Raw genomic sequence first — 20,137 nt, 5'->3', positions numbered from 1 at the left:
TCACCGCCTGGTCCGGGGGTCCAGGACGCCGTAGAGGACGTCCACGATGAAGTTCGCGACCAGCACGCACACCGTGATCATCAGGAAGAGCGCCTGCATCAGCGGGTAGTCGTGGTTGGTCACCGCGCTGTACAGCAGGTGGCCGACACCGGGGTAGTTGAAGACCTGCTCGACCAGCAGCGAGCCGCCGACCACGCCGCCCAGCGCCATGCCGAAGCCGGTGAGGTTGGGCAGCAGCGCGTTGCGGGCCGCGTAGCGCAGGGCGACGGTGCGCCCGCGCAGGCCGTTGGCCTCGGCGAAGGTCACGTAGTCCTCGCCGATGGTGCCGATCATCGAGTTGCGCATGCCGAGGATCCAGCCGCCCAGCGAGGTCACCAGGATCGTCAGCGCCGGCAGCACCGCGTGGTAGAGCGAGTCGCGGACGAACCCCGCCGAGAAGTTCGGCACCGCGTCCGCCGAGTACGCCCCCGAGGTCGGGAACCAGCCGAGCACGTAGCCGGCGAAGAAGACCAGCAGCAGCGCGGTCCAGAAGTACGGGAACGCCGCCAGGAACGCGCCGGACAGGGTGGGCAGCGAGTCCAGCCAGGTGCCCCGCCGCCAGGCCGCGGCCACCCCGATCAGCGAGCCGACGACGAACGCCAGCACCGTCACCAGGCCCACCAGCATGAGGGTCCAGGGCAGCGCCTGGCCCACCATGCTGGACACCGACTGCGGGAAGAAGGTGTAGGACACCCCGAACCGCAGGTGGACGACGGTGTTCAGGTACTGCACGTACTGGTGCCACCAACTGCCGCTGGGCACGCCCAACTGCGCCTCGATCGCGGCCCGGGTGGAGGGTGCCACCGGGCCGTTCTGCGAGAGCTTCGCGACGGCCGCGTCGGCCGGCGAGCCCGGCATCAGCCGGGGGAGCGCGTAGTTGAGCGTGACCGCCGCCCACAAGGTGAGCAGCAGCAGCCCGAACTTGCGCAGGATGTAGCGCATGAGGGGTTCTCCTCGTCCCTTCCGCGGTCGCCTACTGCGCCAACCGCAGGTGCGTCATCACCAGAAGCGGGGTGGAACCCCAGGTCATCAAGGACGCGTACGGATTCTTCTGGCTGGGCCAGCCGGTGAACTTCTTGTCGCTGGACAGGCCCCACAGCCCGCCGTAGAAGAGCGAGATCTCGGGCAGTTGGGCGTAGACGACGCTCTGCAACCGGTCGGCGAGCCGCTTCTGCTCGGCCGGGTCGGTGGTGGTCCGGAACCGGTTGAGCAGCGCGTCGGTCGTCGCGTCGCCGTAGCGCTCGTAGTTGGAGGCGGTGGAGGTGCCCACCGCCTTCTTGAACGCGGAGTTCAGCAGGTTGTTGTAGTCCTGGTAGAGCGAGCCGGAACCGCCGACGGTGCCCAGCGCCAGGTCGAAGTCGCCGTTCTGCAGGTCCTGCTGGTAGGCGGCCGGCTGCGGCTTGTCGAGCCGGACGGTGATGCCGACCGCGCGCAGTTGCTGGATGATCTCCTGGGCGCCCTGCAACCAGTCCGACCAGCCGTCCGGCACCGTGAGGCCCACGCTCAGCGGCTTGCCCGCGCGGTCCACGAGCTTGCCGCCGCGCCGGGTGTAGCCGGCCTTGGCGAACGCGGCCAGCGCGGCCGAGGTGTCCTGGGACACCATCCCCTGGTCCGGGATGGAGGTGTTGAGCGACGCCTTCTCGTTCGGCAGCAGCAGTCCGGTCTGGCTGGCCGCCTTCACGTAGCCCTGCTCCGCCTTGTCGGCGATCTGCTGGCGGTCCAGCGCCAGCGACAGACCGGTGCGGAAGTCCACGTCGTCGAACGGCGCCTTGGTGAGGTTGGGCAGCAGCCCGACGATGCCGCCGGGCGGGAACCAGTAGCTGTTGTGCTGCGCGTCCGCCTTCACCCAGGTGCTGTCCACGTTCGGGAAGAAGGAGTAGGCCCAGTCGTAGCCCTGCGTGGCGATGGCCAGGTCGGAGCTGGAGCCCGGCACGATGACCTTCTGCACCTCGACCTTGTCGGCCTGCCAGTACGCCGTGTTCTTGGCCAGCGTGTACTGGTTGGGCGTGAAGCGCGCCAGCGTGTACGGGCCGGTGACCACGGGGTTCGGATCGGTGTACGTCACCGGGTCCTTCACCTTGCGCCAGACGTGCTCCGGCACGATGAGCGTCTGCTCGATCACCTTCGCCGCGGGGACGTCCGCGTTCTTCAGGTGGAAGACCACGTGGTCGCCGCTGACCGACAGCGAGCTGATGTGCTGCCACACGCCGGCCGTGTCCAGCGCCGGGTGGCTGCGCAGCAGCTCGAAGGTGTAGGCCACGTCGGCCGCCGAGAACGCCGTGCCGTCCGACCAGCGCACGCCCTGCCGGATGTGGAAGTCCACGGTCCGGGCGTCCGGCTGCGTGTGGCCGGTGGCCAGGAACGGCGTCTCGGCGCCGTCGAGGTTGTTGACGACCTCCAGCGGCTCGTACATCCACGTCGTCAGGTTGCGCTTGTTCGGCGAGAACGGGTTGAAGTTCCGGAAGAGGGCCGGCGTGCCGTTGTCGGCGCCCCCGACCAGCAGGGTGGTGGGGCCGACGTTCGAGGTGCCGGACCTGACGGAGACCGAGCACCCGGTGGCGACGAGCATGGCGGCGACCCCGAAAGCGGCAGCGGCCCTCAGCCGCCTCCCGCTGGCACGCGTCATGGTGGAGCGTTCCTCTCCCTTGAGGCGCCTCCGAGAAGGGAGGGCACAGGCTTCCTGCCTGCGCTTTCCGCACTGTATGCGCATACATTTCGTTTCCGCAAGGTTCCTGTCCTGTGAACCGGGTACGGTCTGCCGCCGTCCCCCGGGCGTCCCCCGGGCGTCTCCCGGGCGTCCCCCGGGCGTCCTTCGGCGGTCCCGCGGGGGCCGGGCGGGCCTCCCGCGGGGTCCGGGCGGGCGCTCCGCGGACCTCCTGCGGTGCCCCGCCGGGCGCTGCGCGCGATCACCAGGGGCCCGCGCGGCGAGATCGTGCCCTGATCAGGGGAGGTACGGTGTTGCTCCGGCGTGTATGCGCATACGGGGAGCAGGCGGGTACGCGCTCGCGGGAAGAGGAGCACCAGGTGGTCACTGCGCGGAAACCGGCGACCGGCACGACCGGGACGCCGACGGTCTACGACGTGGCCGAGCGGGCGAGCGTGTCGATCGCCACGGTGTCCCGGGTCTACCGCTCCCCGGACGCGGTCCGGGCGCCCACCCGGGAGAAGGTGCTCGCCGCCGCCCGCGACCTCGGCTACGTCCCCAGCGGCAGCGCCCGCGGCCTGGCCAGCCGGACCACCGGCATCCTCGGCCTGTGCATCCCCGACTACGCCGACCCCGAGACGGACGCGCCCGGCGACGGCGACGAGAACGCCGCGACCCTCTACGCCGACCACATCATCCGCGGCATGGAGCGCGCCGCCCGCAGCCGCGGCTTCGCCCTGCTGGTCGCCGCCTCGCTGCGGGACGACCCGACGAGCCTGGTCGCCACCGTGGCCGGCCACGTCGACGGCTTCGCGGTCATGTCCCGGACCGTGGCCGCCCGGGAACTGGAGACGGTCTCCCGCCGGATGCCGGTGGTGATGCTGGCCGGGCCGCCGGAGTTGGACCACCTCGACAACGTCCAGGTCGACAACCGCGACGGGCAGCGGGAGCTGACCCGCCACCTGATCGAGGAACACGGCCTGGCCGACCTGGCGTTCGTCGGCGGACCGGCGGACTCGCCCGACGCCGAGGCGCGTTTCCTCGGGTACCGGGACGCGTGCCGGGACGCCGGGCTGCCGGTCCCGGCGGAGCCGGCGCTGCGCGGCGACCTCACGCGGACCGCCGGGCGGGACGCGGCGCGGGTGCTCATCGACGCGGCGGCGTCGGGGGCGGTTTCCCGGGCGGGTGCGGCCTCCGGGTCCGCAGCCGCGTCCGGGGCCGTTCCCGGGGCCGCTTCCGGGGCCGCTTCCGGGGGCGGGCCGGACCCGGCCGCCGGGCTGCCCGACGCGCTGATCCTCGCCAACGACCAGATGGCGGTGGGGGCGTTGGAGGAGTTCGCCGCGCACGGCGTCCGCGTGCCCGAGCACATCGCGGTGACCGGGTTCGACGGCATCCCGCTCGGCGCGATGGCCCAGCCGCCGCTGACCACCGTCCGCCAGCCCAGCCGGCGGATCGGCGAGGAGGCGGTCGCGCTGCTCGTGGACCGTATCGGCGCACCGGCGCGCGAACCGCACGCAGTGGTGCTCCCCGTGACCCTGGTGCTGCGGGCCAGTTGCGGCTGCGTCGAGCCGGTGCCGGCGCCGCGCCGGGGGTGACGGACACGGCGCCGCGCCGGGGGTGACGGACCGGGGTGTCGGGTCGGGCGCCCTTCCGCCCGGCCGACGGTGAACTCCTGTGTGCGGCAGGTCCGCCCGGCAGGTCCGTTCGGGCGACGGTGGACCGTTGTGCGAGGCGCCGCCCCTGCGGCCCGCCGCGAACCTCCGTACGGCCCGGGCCCGTTCGGACCGTACGGACACCGGGCGGCGGGGCGCTCGGGCGGGCCGGGGATGCCGGCCTACGCGGGCCCTACGCGGGCACCGCCGCGTCCGGAGCGAGTTCGTAGACGCCGTAGGAGAACCCCGCCGCCCGGATGTCCGAGCCGGTCACCTCCACGCCGTGGGCGGCGAGCGCGCGCGGCGCGGAGCCCGTGGCGGGCCAGGGCGCGGTCGCGGGTTCGCGGCGCCCGTTGACCACCACGAGGTGGCGGTCGCCGCGCAGGTAGACGAAGGGGTAGTCCTGGTGCAGCACCCGCACGGTGCCGCCGGTGCCGAGCGCGGGCGTCTGCCTGCGCAGCGCGATCAGCCGTCGCACGTGGTGCAGCAGGGAGCCCTCGTCGGCCCGGGCGGCGGCCACGTCGGGCCGGTCGCCGTCGGGGTCGAGGGGCAGGTAGAAGCGGTCCTCGGCCGCTTCTGAGAAGCCGGCGCCCGCGGAGCCGTCCCACTGCATCGGGGTGCGGGAGCCCTGGCGCGCCTCGGAGTCGAGCTGGCTGCCCTCCTTGTCCGGCACCCCGGGGACGTACCGCATGCCGATCTCGTCGCCGTAGTAGACGACCGGCACCGAGGGCCAGGTGAGCAGGAAGGCGAAGGCGGGCGCGACCATGTCGCGGGTGCGGGGACCGCAGGCCAGCCGGGAGAAGTCGTGGTTGGCGGTGGGCAGGGCGACGTGGCCGGTGCCGTCGATCGCGGCGTCGGCCTCGCGCCAGGCCTCCAGGAAGGTGCTCATCGAGCCCCGGCCGTCGGGGTCGAAGTAGCAGGGCCGCCCGTCGGCCCACGGGCCCTGGCTGCCGGTGCCGTTGTCCCACAGGGAGCGCAGGGCGGGGCCGGTGAAGTGCAGGAAGAAGTCCGCGTGGAACCCGGCCGGGACCGCGGTCTTCGGGTCGCCCCACTCGGACAGCAGGATGCGCCCGGGGTGCTCCCGGTCGATCCACTCCCGCATCTCCCCCCACAGCCGGCCGGTCTCGACGAACCCGGGGTCGTCCTTGACCAGCGAGGCGGCCATGTCGACGCGGAAGCCGGAGACACCGCGGTCGAACCAGTGCCCCATGATCTCCCGCAGCGCGGCGCGGTTGGCCCGCGGCCCCGCCGCGTCCACCGGCTGCCGCCACGGCTCGGCCGGGTCGGGGCGGGCGTAGCCGAAGTTCAGGGCGGGCTGGATCGGATAGAAGTTCGCCAGGTAGTAGCCGCCGCGCGCCGCGTGGTTGGGGATCCAGCCGCGCACCGGCGAGGCGACGCGGTCGGACCAGATGTACCGGTGGTCGTCCGGGTCCTGCACGGCCGCCTGGAACCAGGGGTGCTGGTGGGAGGTGTGTCCGGGGACGAGGTCGAGCATGATCCGCATCCCGCGGGCGCGGGCCGCCTCGATGAGCGCGTCGGCGTCCTCGTTGCTGCCGTAGCGGGGTGCGACGGTCAGGTAGTCGCTGACGTCGTACCCGCCGTCCCCGAACGGCGAGGCGAAGCAGGGGCTCAGCCACAGCGTGTCCACGCCGAGCCAGTCCAGGTGGTCGAGGTGGTCCCGCACCCCGCGCAGGTCGCCGATGCCGTCGCCGTCGGAGTCGGCGAAGGTCGCCGGGTAGATCTGGTAGACGACGGCCTCGGAGAGCCACGACGGCGGCCGCCGGTGCGCGCGCACGGGGGCCGTGCCGATCGGTTGTCCGTTGAACCCCACGGGAGCCCTTTCGTCGGGATGGCGATTGTACGACCCTATGTAAGCGCATACAAGCGCGTGTTCCGCCACCCCGTGCACCAGCACCCCCGGTCGCGCACCGCTTCCCGCGGCGGTGCCCGTCTCCGGGTCTCCGCCCGCGCGGCCTGCGCGCGTTATCCGGCCCGCGCGCACGTGGACGCGCCCGGTGGGCCCGCCCTGTTCGCGGTGCACGCGCCGACGCGGCCGCCTCGCTGAAGAGCGGAGGGGCCGCGCCGGGGTGCCGGATGCCGGGGCGGTGCGTCGGTGCACCGCCCCGCCGGGGTGGTCGGGGATCAGTGGTGGCCGGCGTGCCGCCTGCGGCTCACGTAGGCGAACACCGCGCCGGTGCCGACCAGCAGCGCGACGACCGCGAGGATCTCCGCGACGCCGGACAGGCCGGTGTCGGCGAGGGAGCCCGAACCCGATCCGCTCCGGGCCGAGTTCGAGGGTGCAGGGCCGCTCGGCGGCGCGGAGGTCGGCGACGGGGACGGGGACGCGGACGTCGGCGGGGCGGACGTCGGCGGTGTCTTCTGCGGGACGTAGACGCCCGCGTCGATCGTGTGGTCGACGCCGCCCGGGTCCGCCGGGGCGGTGACGGGCGCGGAGCCGTCGCACAGCCGGCCGGTGGTCGGCGGGACCACGTCGGAGTCGTGCGCCCGGTCGCCGCCGGCCAGCGGCAGGGTGAACCGCAGCCTGTCCGCACCGGGTTCGCCCGGCACGCCGGAGGTGTCGGCGGTGCACACGTCGAACCGCACGGTGTACTTCGCGCCCGGCGTCAACCGGTAGTCGGCGCCGACCCCGCCGAAGTAGTACTCGCCGTCCGCGTCGGTGGTGGTCGTGGCGACCTGCTCGCCGTCCGCGTCGAGCAGGCTGACCGTGGCGCCCGGGAGCAGCGGCTGACCGGGGTCCTGGACGCCGTTGTGGTCGCCGTCGAACCACACCACGTTGCCGATCTGGATCGGCGCGTTGGCCGCGGCGTACGCGATGTCGCCGAGGCCGCCCGCCTTGCCGAAGCCGTTCTGCTCCTGGCCGACGAACTGGTAGGCGTTGGCGGCAGGGTCGTTGCCCGGTCCCTGACCGGTCGTCAGGTCGTAGTAGCCGGTGCCGGCGGTCTCCACGTGGACGGTCGGGTCGAACTCGGTGCTGACGACCGAGGGTTCGCGCGGGATGTGGGCCACGGCCCCGAGCGCGGTCTCCTGGTGCCCGCCGGCGTAGAAGTCGCCGGGGAAGTACTCGACGACGCCGGCGGCCTCGTTGTCGTCGCCGGCGGGCGTGGCGTGGTCGGGGCAGTCACCGGTGCCCTCCCAGGCGTACCCGCCGTCGGGGTCGGCGCAGGCCATGTCGATGTCGCCACCGGACATGCCGAACTCCGCGGTGTCGTCCCCTGGGCGCGGGTCCAGTCCCTTCGCGCTGAGGACGTCCATGAAGCGGTCGCGGAAGCCCAGCACCATCGAGCCGTCGCCGGCGAACGCCAGTCCGGACAGCTCCGGTTGCGGGTCGATGAAGCTGTTGCCCACCTTCCGCTGGTCCCACGTCGCCAGCGAGGTGTCCCACGGGTTCCAGTGGGTGGCCTGGTCCGGGGTGCCGATGCCGGTGAAGACGGTGCCGCGCGCGGCGGTGAGCGGCTGGGTGAGCACCGTGGCGAACCGCTTGCCGTCGTACGTGGCGACGACGGCCTCCAGGTCCGCGCGCTGCTTCGTGCTCTCCGCGTCGCAGACGCCGCCGACGTACAGCTTGTTGTCGTGGACGGCGAGGGCGAAGGGCCGCCAGTCGCCGGGCGCCGCGCAGCCCGGGTCGGGGATCGGCACGGTGGCCTCGGGCTTCGACGCGGTGGAGCCGGTCGCGTCGAAGCTCACCAGGGAGCGGGTGAGGAGGTTCACCGCGTAGAGCGTCGAGCCGTCCTCCGACAGGGCCAGGCCGCCGATGCTCTCCTCGCCCGGCGCCTCGGTGAAGGCGGGGTCCTTGATCATGTCGGCGGTGTCGTGGGGCGTCACCGCGGCGCCCGGCACCGTGGCGAACGGCTTCGCGCCCCCGCCGTCGGCGGGCACGGTGTAGATCGCGCCGCCGCCCTCCGGCCCGTACGGGGCGTAGCGGCGCGCGAACGCGCTCTGGAACAGCCGGCCGCGGTAGCGGTCGTACGCCAGGCCGAACGTCGTGCCCACCTCGGCCTGGGTGTCCAGCGTGGTCGGGCAGGACGCGTCGGTGGGACAGGTGCCGCGGGCGTCCGTGCCGAAGGACACCAGCGCCCGGGTGTCGGTGCCGTTCGCGCCGTTCTGGACCGGAACGAAGTACCGGGAGTCCGGCAGCGTGTAGTCCGCCGCGTCCCAGACCCCGGTGATCACCGAGGCGTCCTTGCCGTCCGAGACGTCCACGAAGCTGGTGAAGCTGTCGAAGTGGTCCGCCGCGGTCGAGGCGGGCGCCGCCCGCAGGTAGCCGCTGTAGGCCGCCGGGACGGTGACGTCGACGCGGTAGCGGCCGCCGGTCAGCCGGTCCGAGGCCGGCACCACGACCTTCCCGGTCGCGTCCGTGGTCCCGGTGACGTGGTGCCCGCCGGCGTCGGCGACGTCGACCTTCATCCCCCGCTGCGGCACGTCGGTGGTCGCGTTGATCACGCCGGTGCCGAGGAAGTCGCGCAACACCTCGACGGTCAGGGTGCCGTCGGAGGTCGAGGCCCCGGCGGTACCGGCGCCCGCCGCGACCGTGCCCGTGGCCGCGCCCACCAGGAGGAGGCCGGAGAGCCCCACCCGGACCAGCCTGTGTGATGGCATGGCACTCCCTTGTTCGTCCCACGCGACACCGGTCACCGGTACCGCCACAGCAACCTCACAGCCCACGCTACAAGTTGACACTTCGTCACGCATCGGAAACACGCGGTTTCGAAGGGTGTTCGAGTCGCGGGCTGTTAGCATCGCGCCGCGTGGGGAGCATGAGAGTCACCAGGGTCGTCCCGCGGCGCCCGCCCGGCCGGCGTTCCGGCCGGCCGCGGTTGCGCGGGGCGGCCGTCGCCCTCGCGCTGGCGGGTGCCGCGGCGGCCGCGCTCGCCGTCGTCCTCGTCCTCGTTCTCGTCCTTGCCGGCGGCGGCAGCGGTGACGGTTCGGGCGGACGGCGCGCGCTGAGCGCGGACGAGGCCGACCGGCTGGCGATCACGCGGTTCCTCAACTACCGGGCCGGGGGCCGCGCGGTGACGGTCACCGTGCCGAGCACGGCCGGCGGGCTGGCCGTCACCGGGTCCGTCGACTACCGCGCCGGCGTCGGTTACGGGGTGGTGCGCGGCAGCGGGCGCGACGCGTCCAGCGACGGGCTGATCGAGTGGACGGCCACCAGGGTCTTCGTCCACCCGATGGCGGACGCCCCGGCCGTCGCGCCCGCCTCCCCGCCCGGGTCCGGCTGGTACGGACGCCCGTTGACGACGGCCGGCAGTTCGCTGGACAGCTCGCTGGCCATCGTGCTCGGCCTCGGCAGCGACCGGCCGGACAACGCGGAACTGCTGCCCCAGAACGGCGCCGCCCGCGTCGGGCGGGCCACGGTGCGCGGCCATCGGGTCACCGTCATGAACGGCCCTCACGACCGGGACGGGAAGGGGACTTCGGGCAGCGTGCGCTACTGGGTCGGTCCGGACGGGACGATGTACCGGGTACGGGCGAGCGTGGCCTCCGAGGCGCAGCCGGTGGTCATCGACTTCGACACACATGCGTACCTGTCCGTCCGGCCGCTGCCGGGGGTCACGCCGGCGTCGTAGCGCGTCCTGGGGGCGCGGCCGTGGGGGTGGGCACCGCCCTGGTTCCCGTACGCCGCCGGGTTGTTCGGTGGTCGGGTCGACCGGGTGGCCGGTCGTTCGGGTGGCGGCCGGGCGGCCGGGTGTCCGGCTGGCCGGGGCGCCGAAGTCGTCATGTCCGGTGCCGGGCGGCCCGGTTCACGCGATCCGCACCCGCGCGCCGCCGGCGAGCAGCGACGGCGACGGCAGTGCGATCCGCGCGGTGTCCGGCAGTTCGGGAGCGGACGGCACGAGCGTGGCGCCGGCGGTGGTCGCGTGCGGGAACTCCGGCTGCGGGCCGGGCGCGGCCACGTCGGTGAACGGGATGCCGGCGGGCGCCGTGGGCCTCGTCCACGTGCCCGACGGGCTGCGTGACGACGCCGGGAGCGGGCAGGACGCGGTGGTCGTCAGCCGGGCGGGCACGGTCGTGCGGAGCGTGTTGCCCTGGAGGCAGTTCCCCTGCCCCCGGGTGGCGTGGGGGAAGGTCCAGCCGACGTCCACGCCGTTGGCGGCGAAGACGTTGTCCGTGACGCGGTTGCCGTCCGGCGGCAGGTCCGCGCTCGCGGTGATCACGAACCCGGCGTCGGCGTTGCCGGTGATCCGGTTGCGGACGAACTCGTTGCCGCTTCCGCCGTCGACCCCGATGCCGATCCCCCAGCCCCCGTCGGCCTGTTCGGGGGTGAGCGGCTGCTGGTTGTCCGCGACCAGGTTGCCCGCCACGACGGCGCCGCGCTGCGGCAGCAGCTTCTCCTGGTGGTCGGAGTCCGTGGTCAGGCCGACGCGGTTGCCGACGAGGCGGTTGCCCACCACGTACATGTCCCCGCTCGCGTTGGTGCCCTCGTAGCCGACCGCGTTGAGTTCGGCCACGTTGTCCCGCACCACGACGCCGCAGGGCTTGCACTGCCCGACGTAGATCCCGGAGTCGGCCCCACCCGAGGCGTAGGAGTGCTCGATCACGCCGTCGCGCGCGGAGAACGCGTAGATGCCGTAGAGCCCGTTGCGGGTCGCGGTGACGTAGGAGACCAGGAACGAGCTGAGGAGGGTGACGGGTTCGTCGCCGGTGTCGTAGCCGCCGCTGCCCGGCAGCCCGGCGACGGCCGCCGCCGAACCGGTGACCAGCACCCCGTTCTGGGTGTTGTTCTCCACGGTGAGGTTCTCCACGGCCACGCCGGGCGCGGCGACCACGACGCCGTTGGCCTGGCGCAGCCGGCCGTCGATGACGACCTTCTGCCGGGACGTGCCGCGGAGGGTGACGCGCGCGGTGTCGATCCGCACCGACTCGTGGTACGTACCCGCCGAGACCAGCACCAGGTCACCTGGCCGGGCCAGGGACACCGCGGCCGAGATGGTCGGGGCGTCGGCGGGCACGCGGATCGCCACGTGCGCGCCGCTGGGCCGCCGGCCCTTGTCCGATCCGTCGCCACTGCCACTGCCACTGCCGCCGCCGCTGCAGCCGGCGAGGAGCGCCAGCGCGCAGAGTAAGGCGGCCGTCACGCGACGTGCTGGTCGAGGCATGGGGGACAGTCTGACACGGCGGTGAAGGCTCCGCGGGAATAGCGGAGTTGGGCAGCAGACGGGGTTGCCGGTGTGGCACGCTGCACATCATGCGTCCGCCCGATCACCATCCGTCACGCCGCGGGTTCCTCGATGCGGCCGGGGCCATGGTGGCCCTCGGGCTCGCCGCGGGGTGCACGTCGGACGCGGCCACGTCGGACGGGGCGCCTTCGGGCTCCGCGTCGGGTACTGCTCCGGGTACCGCCTCGGGTGCACCGCCCGCCGGTGCGGGGGGTTCCTCCGGCGCGGCAACGGCGTTGCCGGGCGGGCCGGTTCGGGCGGTTCCGCCGACGGGCGCGCACCAGGCGGGTGTCGTCCTCCCGCAGCCGGCGCAGGGCAACCTGCTGGTGGTGGTCGCCGACCTCGCGTCCACCGGTTCCACGAGGGGTGCCGCGTCCACCACGTCCACCACATTCACCGGGGACGTCGGGTCACTGCTGGCCGAACTCGGCACCACCGTCAGTGCGTTGGCCTCGGGGACCGACGCCCGACTGCTCGGCCTGCCGCCGGGCGACCTCACGGTCACGATCGGGGTGGGGCCCCGCCTGGTACGCGCGGCCGGTCCGTCGCTGCCCGGCGCCACCGACCTCCCCCGCTTCTCCCGCGAGCGGATCACCTCCCAGGCGCGCGGCGGCGACCTGTTGCTGCAGATCTGCGCGAGCGACGCGCTGGTGCCCGCGGTCGTCGCCACCGCGCTCCTGGACCGGGCCGGCGGCCGCCTCCGCGAACGCTGGCGCCAGTCCGCGCGCCGCGGGGCGAACGTCCCCGTGGACCGGACCCTCACCGCGCCGCGCAACCTGCTCGGCTTCATCGACGGGATCGTGGGTCCGCACACCGCCGCCGCGCAGGCGCGCGACCTGTGGCTGGCCGGACCGGCCCCGGTGGCGGGCGGCACCCTCGCGGTGGTGCGCCGCATGGAACTCGACCTGCCGCGGTTCGCCGCGCTGTCCGTCGCCGAGCAGGAAGCGGTGTTCGGCCGCCGCCGGACCACGGGCGCGCCCCTGTCGGGCGGCACCGTCGCCGCGGACCCGGCCCTCGGCGCCAAGACCCCGGACGGGCGCTACCTCGTCCCGGCCGACGCCCACGTCCGCAGGGCGAACGCCAACGCGGTCGGCGCCGGCCTCATGCTGCGCCGCTCGTACAGCATCGACGACCCCACCGCCGGGCTGCTGTTCGTCAGCTTCCAGAACGACCTGCGGACCTTCACCAGCACTCTCGCGCACATGGACGACTCCGACGCGCTCCTCGGGTTCACCACCGCGACGGCGAGCGCGACCTTCCTCGTCCTGCCCGGTTTCACCCCGAACCGTCCCCTCGGCTCCACCCTCTTCCCCTGACGCCGCCTGTGCGCGGCGCGCGCTCGTCGATGCCGGCGAACGCGCCGACGCGGCCTGCCCCTTCACCCCGGGCCCCTTTCACCCGGGGCCCCTTTCACCCGGGGCCCCTTCACCCCGGGCCCCCTTCGCCCGCGCCCGCCCAAGGCCCCGCGCCCGCCCGCGGCCCCGCTCCCGACCCCGGCGCCCGCCCCCGCAGCCCCTCCCGTCCCGTGCGCATCCGTCGGCGGGGGACCGGGTGAAGGCTCGGTTTCGCGGGTGCGGGGCTCGCTCTTGACAGATCATTGGCCTAGACCAAATATGGGCCCAGTCATGCGCGTCAGGTCGATTCCCTGGCCCGGCGGGGCCTTTCCCGTGCCCCGGAAAGGCGTCGTGACCGGACGAGCGCGCCCGGACATCGCTGGACCCGGGCGGGCCCCAAGCTGTTCCGCTGGTGCTGGTGTTCTGCTGCTCAATTCCTCTGGTGGGAGCACTGATGAGACGATCTGGACCTGTTCGCGCGCTGCTGGCCGCAGCGGCGGCCGCCGCCGTGTCCGCCGGACTGGTGGTGGCGGGGGGAGGCACCGCGCAGGCCGCCGCGCCGGCCTCCCGGGCGCCCATGCCGGCCCACGTGGTCGCGCCGTACTACGAGACGTACAACGGTGGGAGCCCGGCCGCCCTCGCGGCCCAGTCCCACAACACGTACCTGACGCTGGCGTTCCTCCAGACACCCGCGGCCGGTTCCTGCACGGCGACCTGGAACGGCGACCCCACGACGCCGGTGTCCAAGTCGGTCTACGGCAAGGACATCGCCGCCCTCCAGTCCCGCGGCGGCGACGCCATCCCGTCGTTCGGCGGCTACGCGGCGGACTCCACCGGAACCGACATCGCCGACAGCTGCACCGACGTCCAGTCGATCGCGAAGGTCTACGAGAGCCTCGTCACCACCTACGGCGTGACCCGGATCGACCTCGACGTCGAGGTCGACGCGCTCTCCGACACGGCCGGCATCGACCGCCGCAACAAGGCGGTCGCCCTGGTCGAGGAGTGGGCGCAGCGCACGCACCGCACCGTGCAGTTCTCGTACACGCTCCCGTCGACCACGTCCGGTCTCGGCGCCACCGGCCTCGCGGTGCTCCAGAACGCCGTCGCCAACCACGCCCGGGTGGACGTCGTCAACATCATGACGTTCGACTACTACGACGGCGCGGCGCACGAGATGGCGACCGACACCGAGACGGCCGCCGCGGGCCTGCACGCCCAACTGGCCGCGCTCTACCCGTCGGTGCCGTCCGCGCGGCTGTGGGGGCGGATCGGTGTCACCGAGATGCCCGGCATCGACGACTACGGTCCGGCGGAGACGTTCACCACGGCGGACGCCGCCACGGTGGAGCACTGGGCCGCGGCGAAGGGGATCAACACCCTCTCGTTCTGGGCGCTCCAGCGGGACAACGGGGGCTGCCCCGGTACGACCGGCGCCGGTGTCTGCTCCGGTGTGGCGCAGAGCGACTGGTTCTTCAGCCACACCTTCGAGGCGTTCGCGCACCCCGCCTGGCACTGGGACAACGGCCGTTCCACCGGTCCGGCGCACAAGTCCGCGCCGCACCAGGTTGGTCGGGGCCGGCGCATGTGACCTCCGGGTCCGGCGCCCGACCGGACCCCGCCCTTCCGACGGCCCCGGCCGGCACCGATCACCCCGGTGCCGGCCGGGGCTCGTCCGTCTCCTTGCTCAGCGGGCCCGCACCTGCTCGCGCAGGATGTCGGCGTGCCCGCAGTGGTGGGCCAACTCGCGCAGGACCTGGAGGTACACCCAGCGCAGGGTGCGCGGGCCGGCCCGGTGGCCGGTGACGACGGCGTCCAGCGGCATGCCGGCGACCACCGCCCGGGCCGTCGCGCAGGCCGTCCGGTGGGCCGCCGTGACGGAGGCAACCGTGTCGTCACCGGTGAGTCGGAATGACTCCTCCGGGCCCTGCACCAGGCCGAGTCGACCACGCGGTGTGCCGCCGACGCACTCCTCGAACCAGACCCGCTGCATCCAGGTGACGTGCTTGAGCAGCCCCAGCAGCGTGGTCGACGACGTGACGAGCCGCCGGCGCGCCTGCTCCTCGGTGAGCCCGTCGAGCGTGCGTTCGAGCGCGCCGCGGTACTCCTCGACGAAAGCGTCGAGTTGGACGCGCTCGCCCTCCAGCGGAACATCGAACGGTCCCGTCATGGTTGCCCTCCCCCTTCGCGACTTCCCGTCCTCCAGCGTCCCGTACGGATGCCGGCCGTGCCGCCCCGGCCCACCGGGCGCGTCGGTGACGCGGGCCCCGGATACCCTGCCCGGGTGACCGAGCTGGACCTCGCGGGGCTGACCTTCGTCAACTTCAGGGACCACGCCTTTCCCGAAGGCGGCGGGCACGGCTACCGGTGGGTCGACCTCCGGTCGTTCCGTCCTCGGCCTGGCTCCACGGGGACCGGTTCCGCGGGACCCGGTGCCGCGGGTCCCGGCGCTGCGCGGCCCGGCGCCGCTCGGGACGGGGAACTGCTGGCGGCCGTCACCGCCCACGAGCAGTTCCGTGACGACTACGCCGGCGGGGGCGTGGACCCGAACGGCACGCGCCACGGCCCCTACTGGCTCCGTTCGTGCGGACCGGACGCGTACCGGCCGGTGAGCCGCGAGGAGGCCATCCGGGTGCTCCGGGCCTGGGCCCACCAGTACGGCGCGCTCCCGCGGAAGTTGGAACGCACGCTCGACACCGTCCTGTTCGCCGTGGTGGACGCGGCCTCGCGCCTGTACCGCCTGCGCGATCTCGGCGCGGAAGCGGTGCACGACTGGGGCGGGGTGCACGGCGCGTTCCACGAGTTCCTCGCGATCGACGACGCTCAGGGGTCGTTGACGCTCCTCGTCGCAGCCGACGACTGACCGGCGCGGTCCGTCGCGCCGCTCCGTCCACGCGTTCCGGTTGCTCGGGGGACCCTCCGCTGGTGCACCGGACGGTTCTTCCGTCCCCGCTCAGTCCCGGCCGCTCCCGGCGATCCGTCGGGCGGCGTCGGGCCAGGGGACGAGTTCTCTGGCGTCCTCGGACATCATGACCTCCTCTTCCCACCAGCCGGTGCCCTCCACCCACGAGGCCAGCCACGCGGCGAGCGAGGGGGAGTCCTCGAACCAGGCGTCGGCCCAGTCCTCGCCGACGGCGTTCGGCTCGAAGAGCAGGACGGGAGCCCCGGGGCGCAGGCAGTCGACGGCGGCGTACATGCCGCAGCCCCAGTCCAGGACGGGCAGGACGCCGTGCGGCCAGCTCTCCGACGTGCTCGTGCGCAGCGAACCGTACTCCCCGACCACGGTCCGCCCCTCACCCGTCAGCGGAAGCAGGAAGTACTCCGGTCCGAAACCCCCGTTGGCGACCTGGCGGTACAACCCGCCCAGCAGCGGCGGCAGGACGAACCCGAGCGCGGACTCGGCCCGGGCGACGTCCTGTTCACCGACACACGGGGGCAGGTCCGCCGTCTGCTCGTCGGCCCTGCCGCGTACCCGGTCCAGGAGCGTGCGGTGGTCGGTCACGCTGCGCCTTTCGTCGTAGGTGCACGGGGGCCACAACCGAGCCCCGTGGCCGAGCGGTTGACCCCCCTAGACGGTCGAGAAGCCCGCCGCACCCCCGACCCTAGCGACGCCCCCCGACACCCGCGCCCTTCCCGTCACAGCGCCCCGTACGGCCTCGGCCCCTTCGCCGACCGTCTCGGCGCGCTCGGGTCATGCGGACGCGGTGGACCTCCGTCCCGCGGGACTCAGAGCGACGGGTCCCGGTCCGAGGACGGCCACACGTACGGCAGCCCGGTCGGCACGTCGGGGAAGTGGCGGCGGTAGTGCTCCGGCGCCCGGGTCACCAGGGCCGAACGGTGGCTGAGGTGGAAGGCCGGATCGCCGAGCCAGGGCGGCAGGTCGCCGTCCCGCGCGAGTTCGGCCTCGGAGCGCACGCGGGCCTTCCGGGAGGCGCGCGCCCGGGCCGGCAGGTCGCGCCGCAGCGTCTCCGCGCACGTGTCGGCCCGGCCGGCCTCGGTCCACACCCGGCAGATCTCCAGGCCGTAGCGCACCAGGGCCTCCTCGTACCCCGTCCACATCCGCACCGCCGGGTGATGGCGCCAGCCGTACCCGGGCACGGTCAGCCCCCGCAGCACCTGGATGGCCTCGACCCGCTGCTTGCCGAGGCGCAGCGGGTCGAGCACCCGCGCCACGGCCTCGAAGTCCTCGTAGGGAAGGAATGTCTGCACCTGTACGACTTAGCCGAGCGCGCCCGGCCGACCGCCGACGACACGCGGGACCCACCGCGTCGGGCGTGGACGCGTCCCAGGTCCCCGAAAGCATCATCAGCCGTGCGCCGCGCCGATCGGAAGAACGATCGTCCCCACGGCAACGCGTCCCGGCTGCCGTTCTTGAACCGCCCGTCCGGGCAGCGGGCCCACGGGAGCGGATTCCCGCTCCGGGAGGCCGACTCGTGCCTCGGTGCCCGGATATCGACACCCCTGCCCAGCGGCGATGGCAGCATGGGAGCCGATCGACCGACCTTGGGGGAGAGGCGCGCGTGCACGCTCAGGAGACCACGTTCAAGAACCTCGTCCAGGGCGAGAAGCAGTACCAGGTGCCCCTGTACCAAAGGACGTACAGCTGGGAGCGCGAGCAGCTTCGGCAACTCTGGGACGACGTCCGGGAACTGGTCGAGGACCAGTCGGAGAACCGTGCTCCCGCGGCCCACTTCCTCGGGTCCGTCGTGCTGGCGCCCGGCCGGATCACGGCGGGCGGGATGCAGCGCTGGCTCGTCGTCGACGGGCAGCAGCGGCTGACCACCCTCATGCTCGCCTTCACCGCGCTGCGCGACCGGCACCGCGCGCGGGGAGCGGAGCAGAAGGCCGACCGTATCCACGACCTCGTCCTCGTCAACAAGTACCGCAGCGGCGACGACCACTACCGCCTGCTGCCGACGCAGGCCGACCGCGACGCGTTCACCGCCTGCATCGAGAACTCCCCGAAGGCGGGCGGCCCCGGCAACGTGGGCGCCGCCTACCGCTTCTTCCTGTCGGCGCTGACCGAGGGGGAGGAGAGCGGGGGCGAGGCGTGGACGGACACGGTGGAGGCCGTCCTCGGCGGGCTGCTGTCGATCGTCGAGATCACGGCGGCCGAAGGCGACAACGTCTACCGGATCTTCGAGTCGATCAACAACACCGGCGTCGGCCTGAGCCAGAGCGACCTGCTGCGGAACTACCTCTTCATGTGCCTGCCGACCCGCGGGGAGCACGTCTACCGCAGCCGCTGGCTTCCGATGCAGGAGCTCCTGGGGCCGGCCAACCTGGAACTCCTGGTGTGGCTGGACCTGGTGGTGGCGGGCAACAACAGGGCCAAGCAGAGCGAGATCTACCGCGACCAGAAGCGGCGCCTGGAACCGATCAGCGCCGACGAGGCGGCCCTGGAGGAGGAGATCGCGGCTCTCGCGCGACGCGCCGAACGCCTCGTGCGCATCCTCCAGCCCGAGCGCGAACCGGACCCCGACCTCCGAGAAGTCCTGGAGCGGATGTCCCGTTGGGGCGGCCAGACCCACTACCCGCTGGCGCTCGTGCTCCTCGACCGGGTGGACGCCGGCCGGGCCACGGGCCGCCAGGCGGCCCAGGCGCTCGCGTACGCCGAGAGCTACATGGTGCGGCGGCTGCTGGCGGGTTACTCCACCATGGGCAGCAACCGCGTGTTCATGGAGATCCCCAAGGAACTGGAGAAGGACGACGACCCCGCGGAGGCGGTCCGCCGCTTCCTGTCCAAGAACCAGGTGGGAGCCCGCGTCTGGCCCGACGACGACGCGGTCCGCGAGGCCGTCCGCACCCGGCCGTTCTACAAGGCCGGCCGCGGCAACCAGCGTTTCCAGGTGCTGCGCAGGCTGGAGGAGAGCTACGGGAGCAGCGAGCCGGTCGACTACGCCAAGGCCCACCTCACGGTGGAGCACGTCCTCCCGCAGCACCCGGCCCACCAGTGGCTGGACCTGCTCGCCGAGGAGACCCAGGACGGGCAGACCCCGGAGGAACTCCACGCCTCGCTCGTCCACACGCTGGGAAACCTGACGCTGTCCGCGGACAACGCGAAGCTGTCCAACCACCCCTTCCGCCGCAAGCAGGAGATCCTGGACTCCAGTGCCCTGCGCATGAACCAGGCCATCGCCGGACAGGAGCGCTGGGGCCGGGCCGAGGTCCTGGCCCGCGCCGGCGAACTCGCGGAGCGTGCCGTGCGGTTGTGGCCCGGCCCGATCGCCGGGACGACCCTGGCCGACGACGAGTGGTCCGGCTGGAAGGAGTTGCGCGGGGCTCTCCTCGCCATGCCCGCCGGCACCTGGACCACCTACGGTGACGTCGCGGCGCTGATCGGCACCCACGCGGTCCCCGTCGGCCAGCACCTGGCGACCAAGGCCGGGCTCCACGGGGCCTACCGCGTGCTGACGGCGGACGGCCGCGTCTCCGCGGGATTCCGCCGGCCGGACGGCGAGGAGTCCGGTGACGCGCGAACCCGGCTGGAAGCAGAGGGAGTTCCCTTCGACGAGGTCGGCCGGGCCCGACGCTCCCACCGGCTGACGACGTCCGACCTCGCGGCACTTCTGGGCAGGGACTCCGATGAGGACTCCGCGGACCTGGCTCCGGCCGGCGACAGCGCACGGTCATCGGCCGCCGCCCGGTTCGAGGCGCAACTGCGCGACAACCAGACCGAGCAGACCGCCGGCGGAGTCCTGCGCGCCCTCCACTCCTGGGAGGAACAGGGCGGCCACCTCGCCTACGGCCGGGCGAACGAGACGAGTTGCTTCCCCACGGCACGGCTGGACGGTACTCCGGATCTCCGTACGACCTGGCCCCTGGGGATCTACCCGGTGTCCGGCACGGTCGAGGTCGTCTTCCAGTACCTGAAGCGACGTCCCCCGTTCGACGACGAGTCCCTGCGCCGCGAACTGCTGGACCGGCTGAACGCCATCGACGGCATCGGCCTGGCCGAGGCCAAGTTGGACCTGCGCCCGTCCTTCCCGCTGGAGGTCTTCGCGGAACACGCCGGGGAACTCTGCGCGGTACTGGAGTGGTTCGCGCACACCGTCGCGCGGACCAACCGCCGCCGGGTGGCGGGGGAAGGAGCCGACACGCTCTGACGCCGCTTACCGAGGGGCCGACAGGGCTGGTTACCGAAGGGCCGACACGGCTATGTACCGAGGGGCCGACAGGGCTGGTTACCGGGGGGCCGACAGGGCTCGGGAACGCGGCCGCTGACGGCCCGATCCCCGCGGAGACCCTGAAGACGTATCGCAGTCATGGCAGCCGGAGTCCCGGCCGGGC

At 73.4% G+C, this 20,137-nt stretch carries 14 protein-coding genes; 6 read left to right on the top strand and 8 right to left on the bottom strand.

The genetic code is table 11. The features are described from left to right. Positions 1-981 (bottom strand): ABC transporter permease, encoded by a 981-nt coding sequence (locus RVR_RS16445; protein WP_202234578.1) that lies wholly within the window; start codon positions 979-981, stop codon positions 1-3. Positions 982-1,012: 31 nt separating this feature from the next. Continuing rightward, the gene (locus RVR_RS16440) at positions 1,013-2,665 is read right to left on the bottom strand and encodes an ABC transporter substrate-binding protein (protein WP_202234577.1); all 1,653 of its coding nucleotides are present in this window, start codon (positions 2,663-2,665) and stop codon (positions 1,013-1,015) included. A gap of 398 nt (positions 2,666-3,063) precedes the next feature. On the opposite strand from RVR_RS16440, the gene RVR_RS16435 reads away from it, so the two are divergent. Continuing rightward, positions 3,064-4,278, top strand: coding sequence for a LacI family DNA-binding transcriptional regulator (locus RVR_RS16435; RefSeq protein WP_202234576.1), 1,215 nt, complete (start codon positions 3,064-3,066; stop codon positions 4,276-4,278). Positions 4,279-4,528: 250 nt separating this feature from the next. On the opposite strand, the gene RVR_RS16430 is transcribed toward RVR_RS16435, so the two are convergent. Together RVR_RS16430 and RVR_RS16425 are read right to left on the bottom strand one after the other, a co-directional pair. Further along, positions 4,529-6,130, bottom strand: a complete 1,602-nt coding sequence (locus tag RVR_RS16430) for an alpha-amylase family glycosyl hydrolase (RefSeq protein ID WP_202238702.1) — start codon at positions 6,128-6,130, stop codon at positions 4,529-4,531. Between the two features lie 347 nt (positions 6,131-6,477). After that, positions 6,478-8,952 carry an SdrD B-like domain-containing protein gene (locus RVR_RS16425; protein WP_202234575.1) on the bottom strand — a complete coding sequence of 825 codons (2,475 nt, stop codon included), beginning with the start codon at positions 8,950-8,952 and terminating at the stop codon, positions 6,478-6,480. Between the two features lie 158 nt (positions 8,953-9,110). Here RVR_RS16425 and RVR_RS16420 point away from each other — a divergent pair, with 158 nt between their 5' ends. Then, positions 9,111-9,923, top strand: coding sequence for a hypothetical protein (locus tag RVR_RS16420; RefSeq protein WP_237405321.1), 813 nt, complete (start codon positions 9,111-9,113; stop codon positions 9,921-9,923). A 174-nt stretch (positions 9,924-10,097) separates the two neighbouring features. Here RVR_RS16420 and RVR_RS16415 read toward each other — a convergent pair whose 3' ends face one another. After that, positions 10,098-11,453: a right-handed parallel beta-helix repeat-containing protein gene (locus RVR_RS16415; RefSeq protein ID WP_202234574.1), complete on the bottom strand. Its 1,356-nt coding sequence runs from the start codon at positions 11,451-11,453 to the stop codon at positions 10,098-10,100. 89 nt (positions 11,454-11,542) lie between these two features. Here RVR_RS16415 and RVR_RS16410 point away from each other — a divergent pair, with 89 nt between their 5' ends. Further along, positions 11,543-12,829, top strand: a complete 1,287-nt coding sequence (locus tag RVR_RS16410) for a Dyp-type peroxidase (RefSeq protein WP_202234573.1) — start codon at positions 11,543-11,545, stop codon at positions 12,827-12,829. Between the two features lie 472 nt (positions 12,830-13,301). Continuing rightward, the gene (locus RVR_RS16405) at positions 13,302-14,438 is read left to right on the top strand and encodes a chitinase (RefSeq protein ID WP_202234572.1); all 1,137 of its coding nucleotides are present in this window, start codon (positions 13,302-13,304) and stop codon (positions 14,436-14,438) included. A 96-nt stretch (positions 14,439-14,534) separates the two neighbouring features. Here the strand turns inward: RVR_RS16405 and RVR_RS16400 are convergent, their stop codons facing one another. Then, complete coding sequence (locus RVR_RS16400) at positions 14,535-15,017, bottom strand: DinB family protein (protein WP_202234571.1); 483 nt, start codon at positions 15,015-15,017, stop codon at positions 14,535-14,537. Positions 15,018-15,131: 114 nt separating this feature from the next. Between RVR_RS16400 and RVR_RS16395 the strand changes: the two genes are divergently transcribed. Continuing rightward, positions 15,132-15,710, top strand: coding sequence for a hypothetical protein (locus tag RVR_RS16395; protein WP_202234570.1), 579 nt, complete (start codon positions 15,132-15,134; stop codon positions 15,708-15,710). 90 nt (positions 15,711-15,800) lie between these two features. On the opposite strand, the gene RVR_RS16390 is transcribed toward RVR_RS16395, so the two are convergent. Together RVR_RS16390 and RVR_RS16385 are read right to left on the bottom strand one after the other, a co-directional pair. Continuing rightward, positions 15,801-16,349: an SMI1/KNR4 family protein gene (locus RVR_RS16390; RefSeq protein ID WP_202234569.1), complete on the bottom strand. Its 549-nt coding sequence runs from the start codon at positions 16,347-16,349 to the stop codon at positions 15,801-15,803. Between the two features lie 224 nt (positions 16,350-16,573). After that, positions 16,574-17,056 carry an MSMEG_6728 family protein gene (locus RVR_RS16385; protein WP_202234568.1) on the bottom strand — a complete coding sequence of 161 codons (483 nt, stop codon included), beginning with the start codon at positions 17,054-17,056 and terminating at the stop codon, positions 16,574-16,576. 311 nt (positions 17,057-17,367) lie between these two features. Between RVR_RS16385 and RVR_RS16380 the strand changes: the two genes are divergently transcribed. Further along, positions 17,368-19,953: a GmrSD restriction endonuclease domain-containing protein gene (locus RVR_RS16380; RefSeq protein WP_202234567.1), complete on the top strand. Its 2,586-nt coding sequence runs from the start codon at positions 17,368-17,370 to the stop codon at positions 19,951-19,953. Positions 19,954-20,137 lie beyond the last annotated feature (184 nt).

The organism is Streptomyces sp. SN-593 (genome assembly GCF_016756395.1).
Classification (GTDB): Bacteria; Actinomycetota; Actinomycetes; order Streptomycetales; family Streptomycetaceae; genus Actinacidiphila; species Actinacidiphila reveromycinica.
Note: the sequence above shows the minus strand (reverse complement) of the source record. Positions and strands in the feature narration are given on the sequence as shown.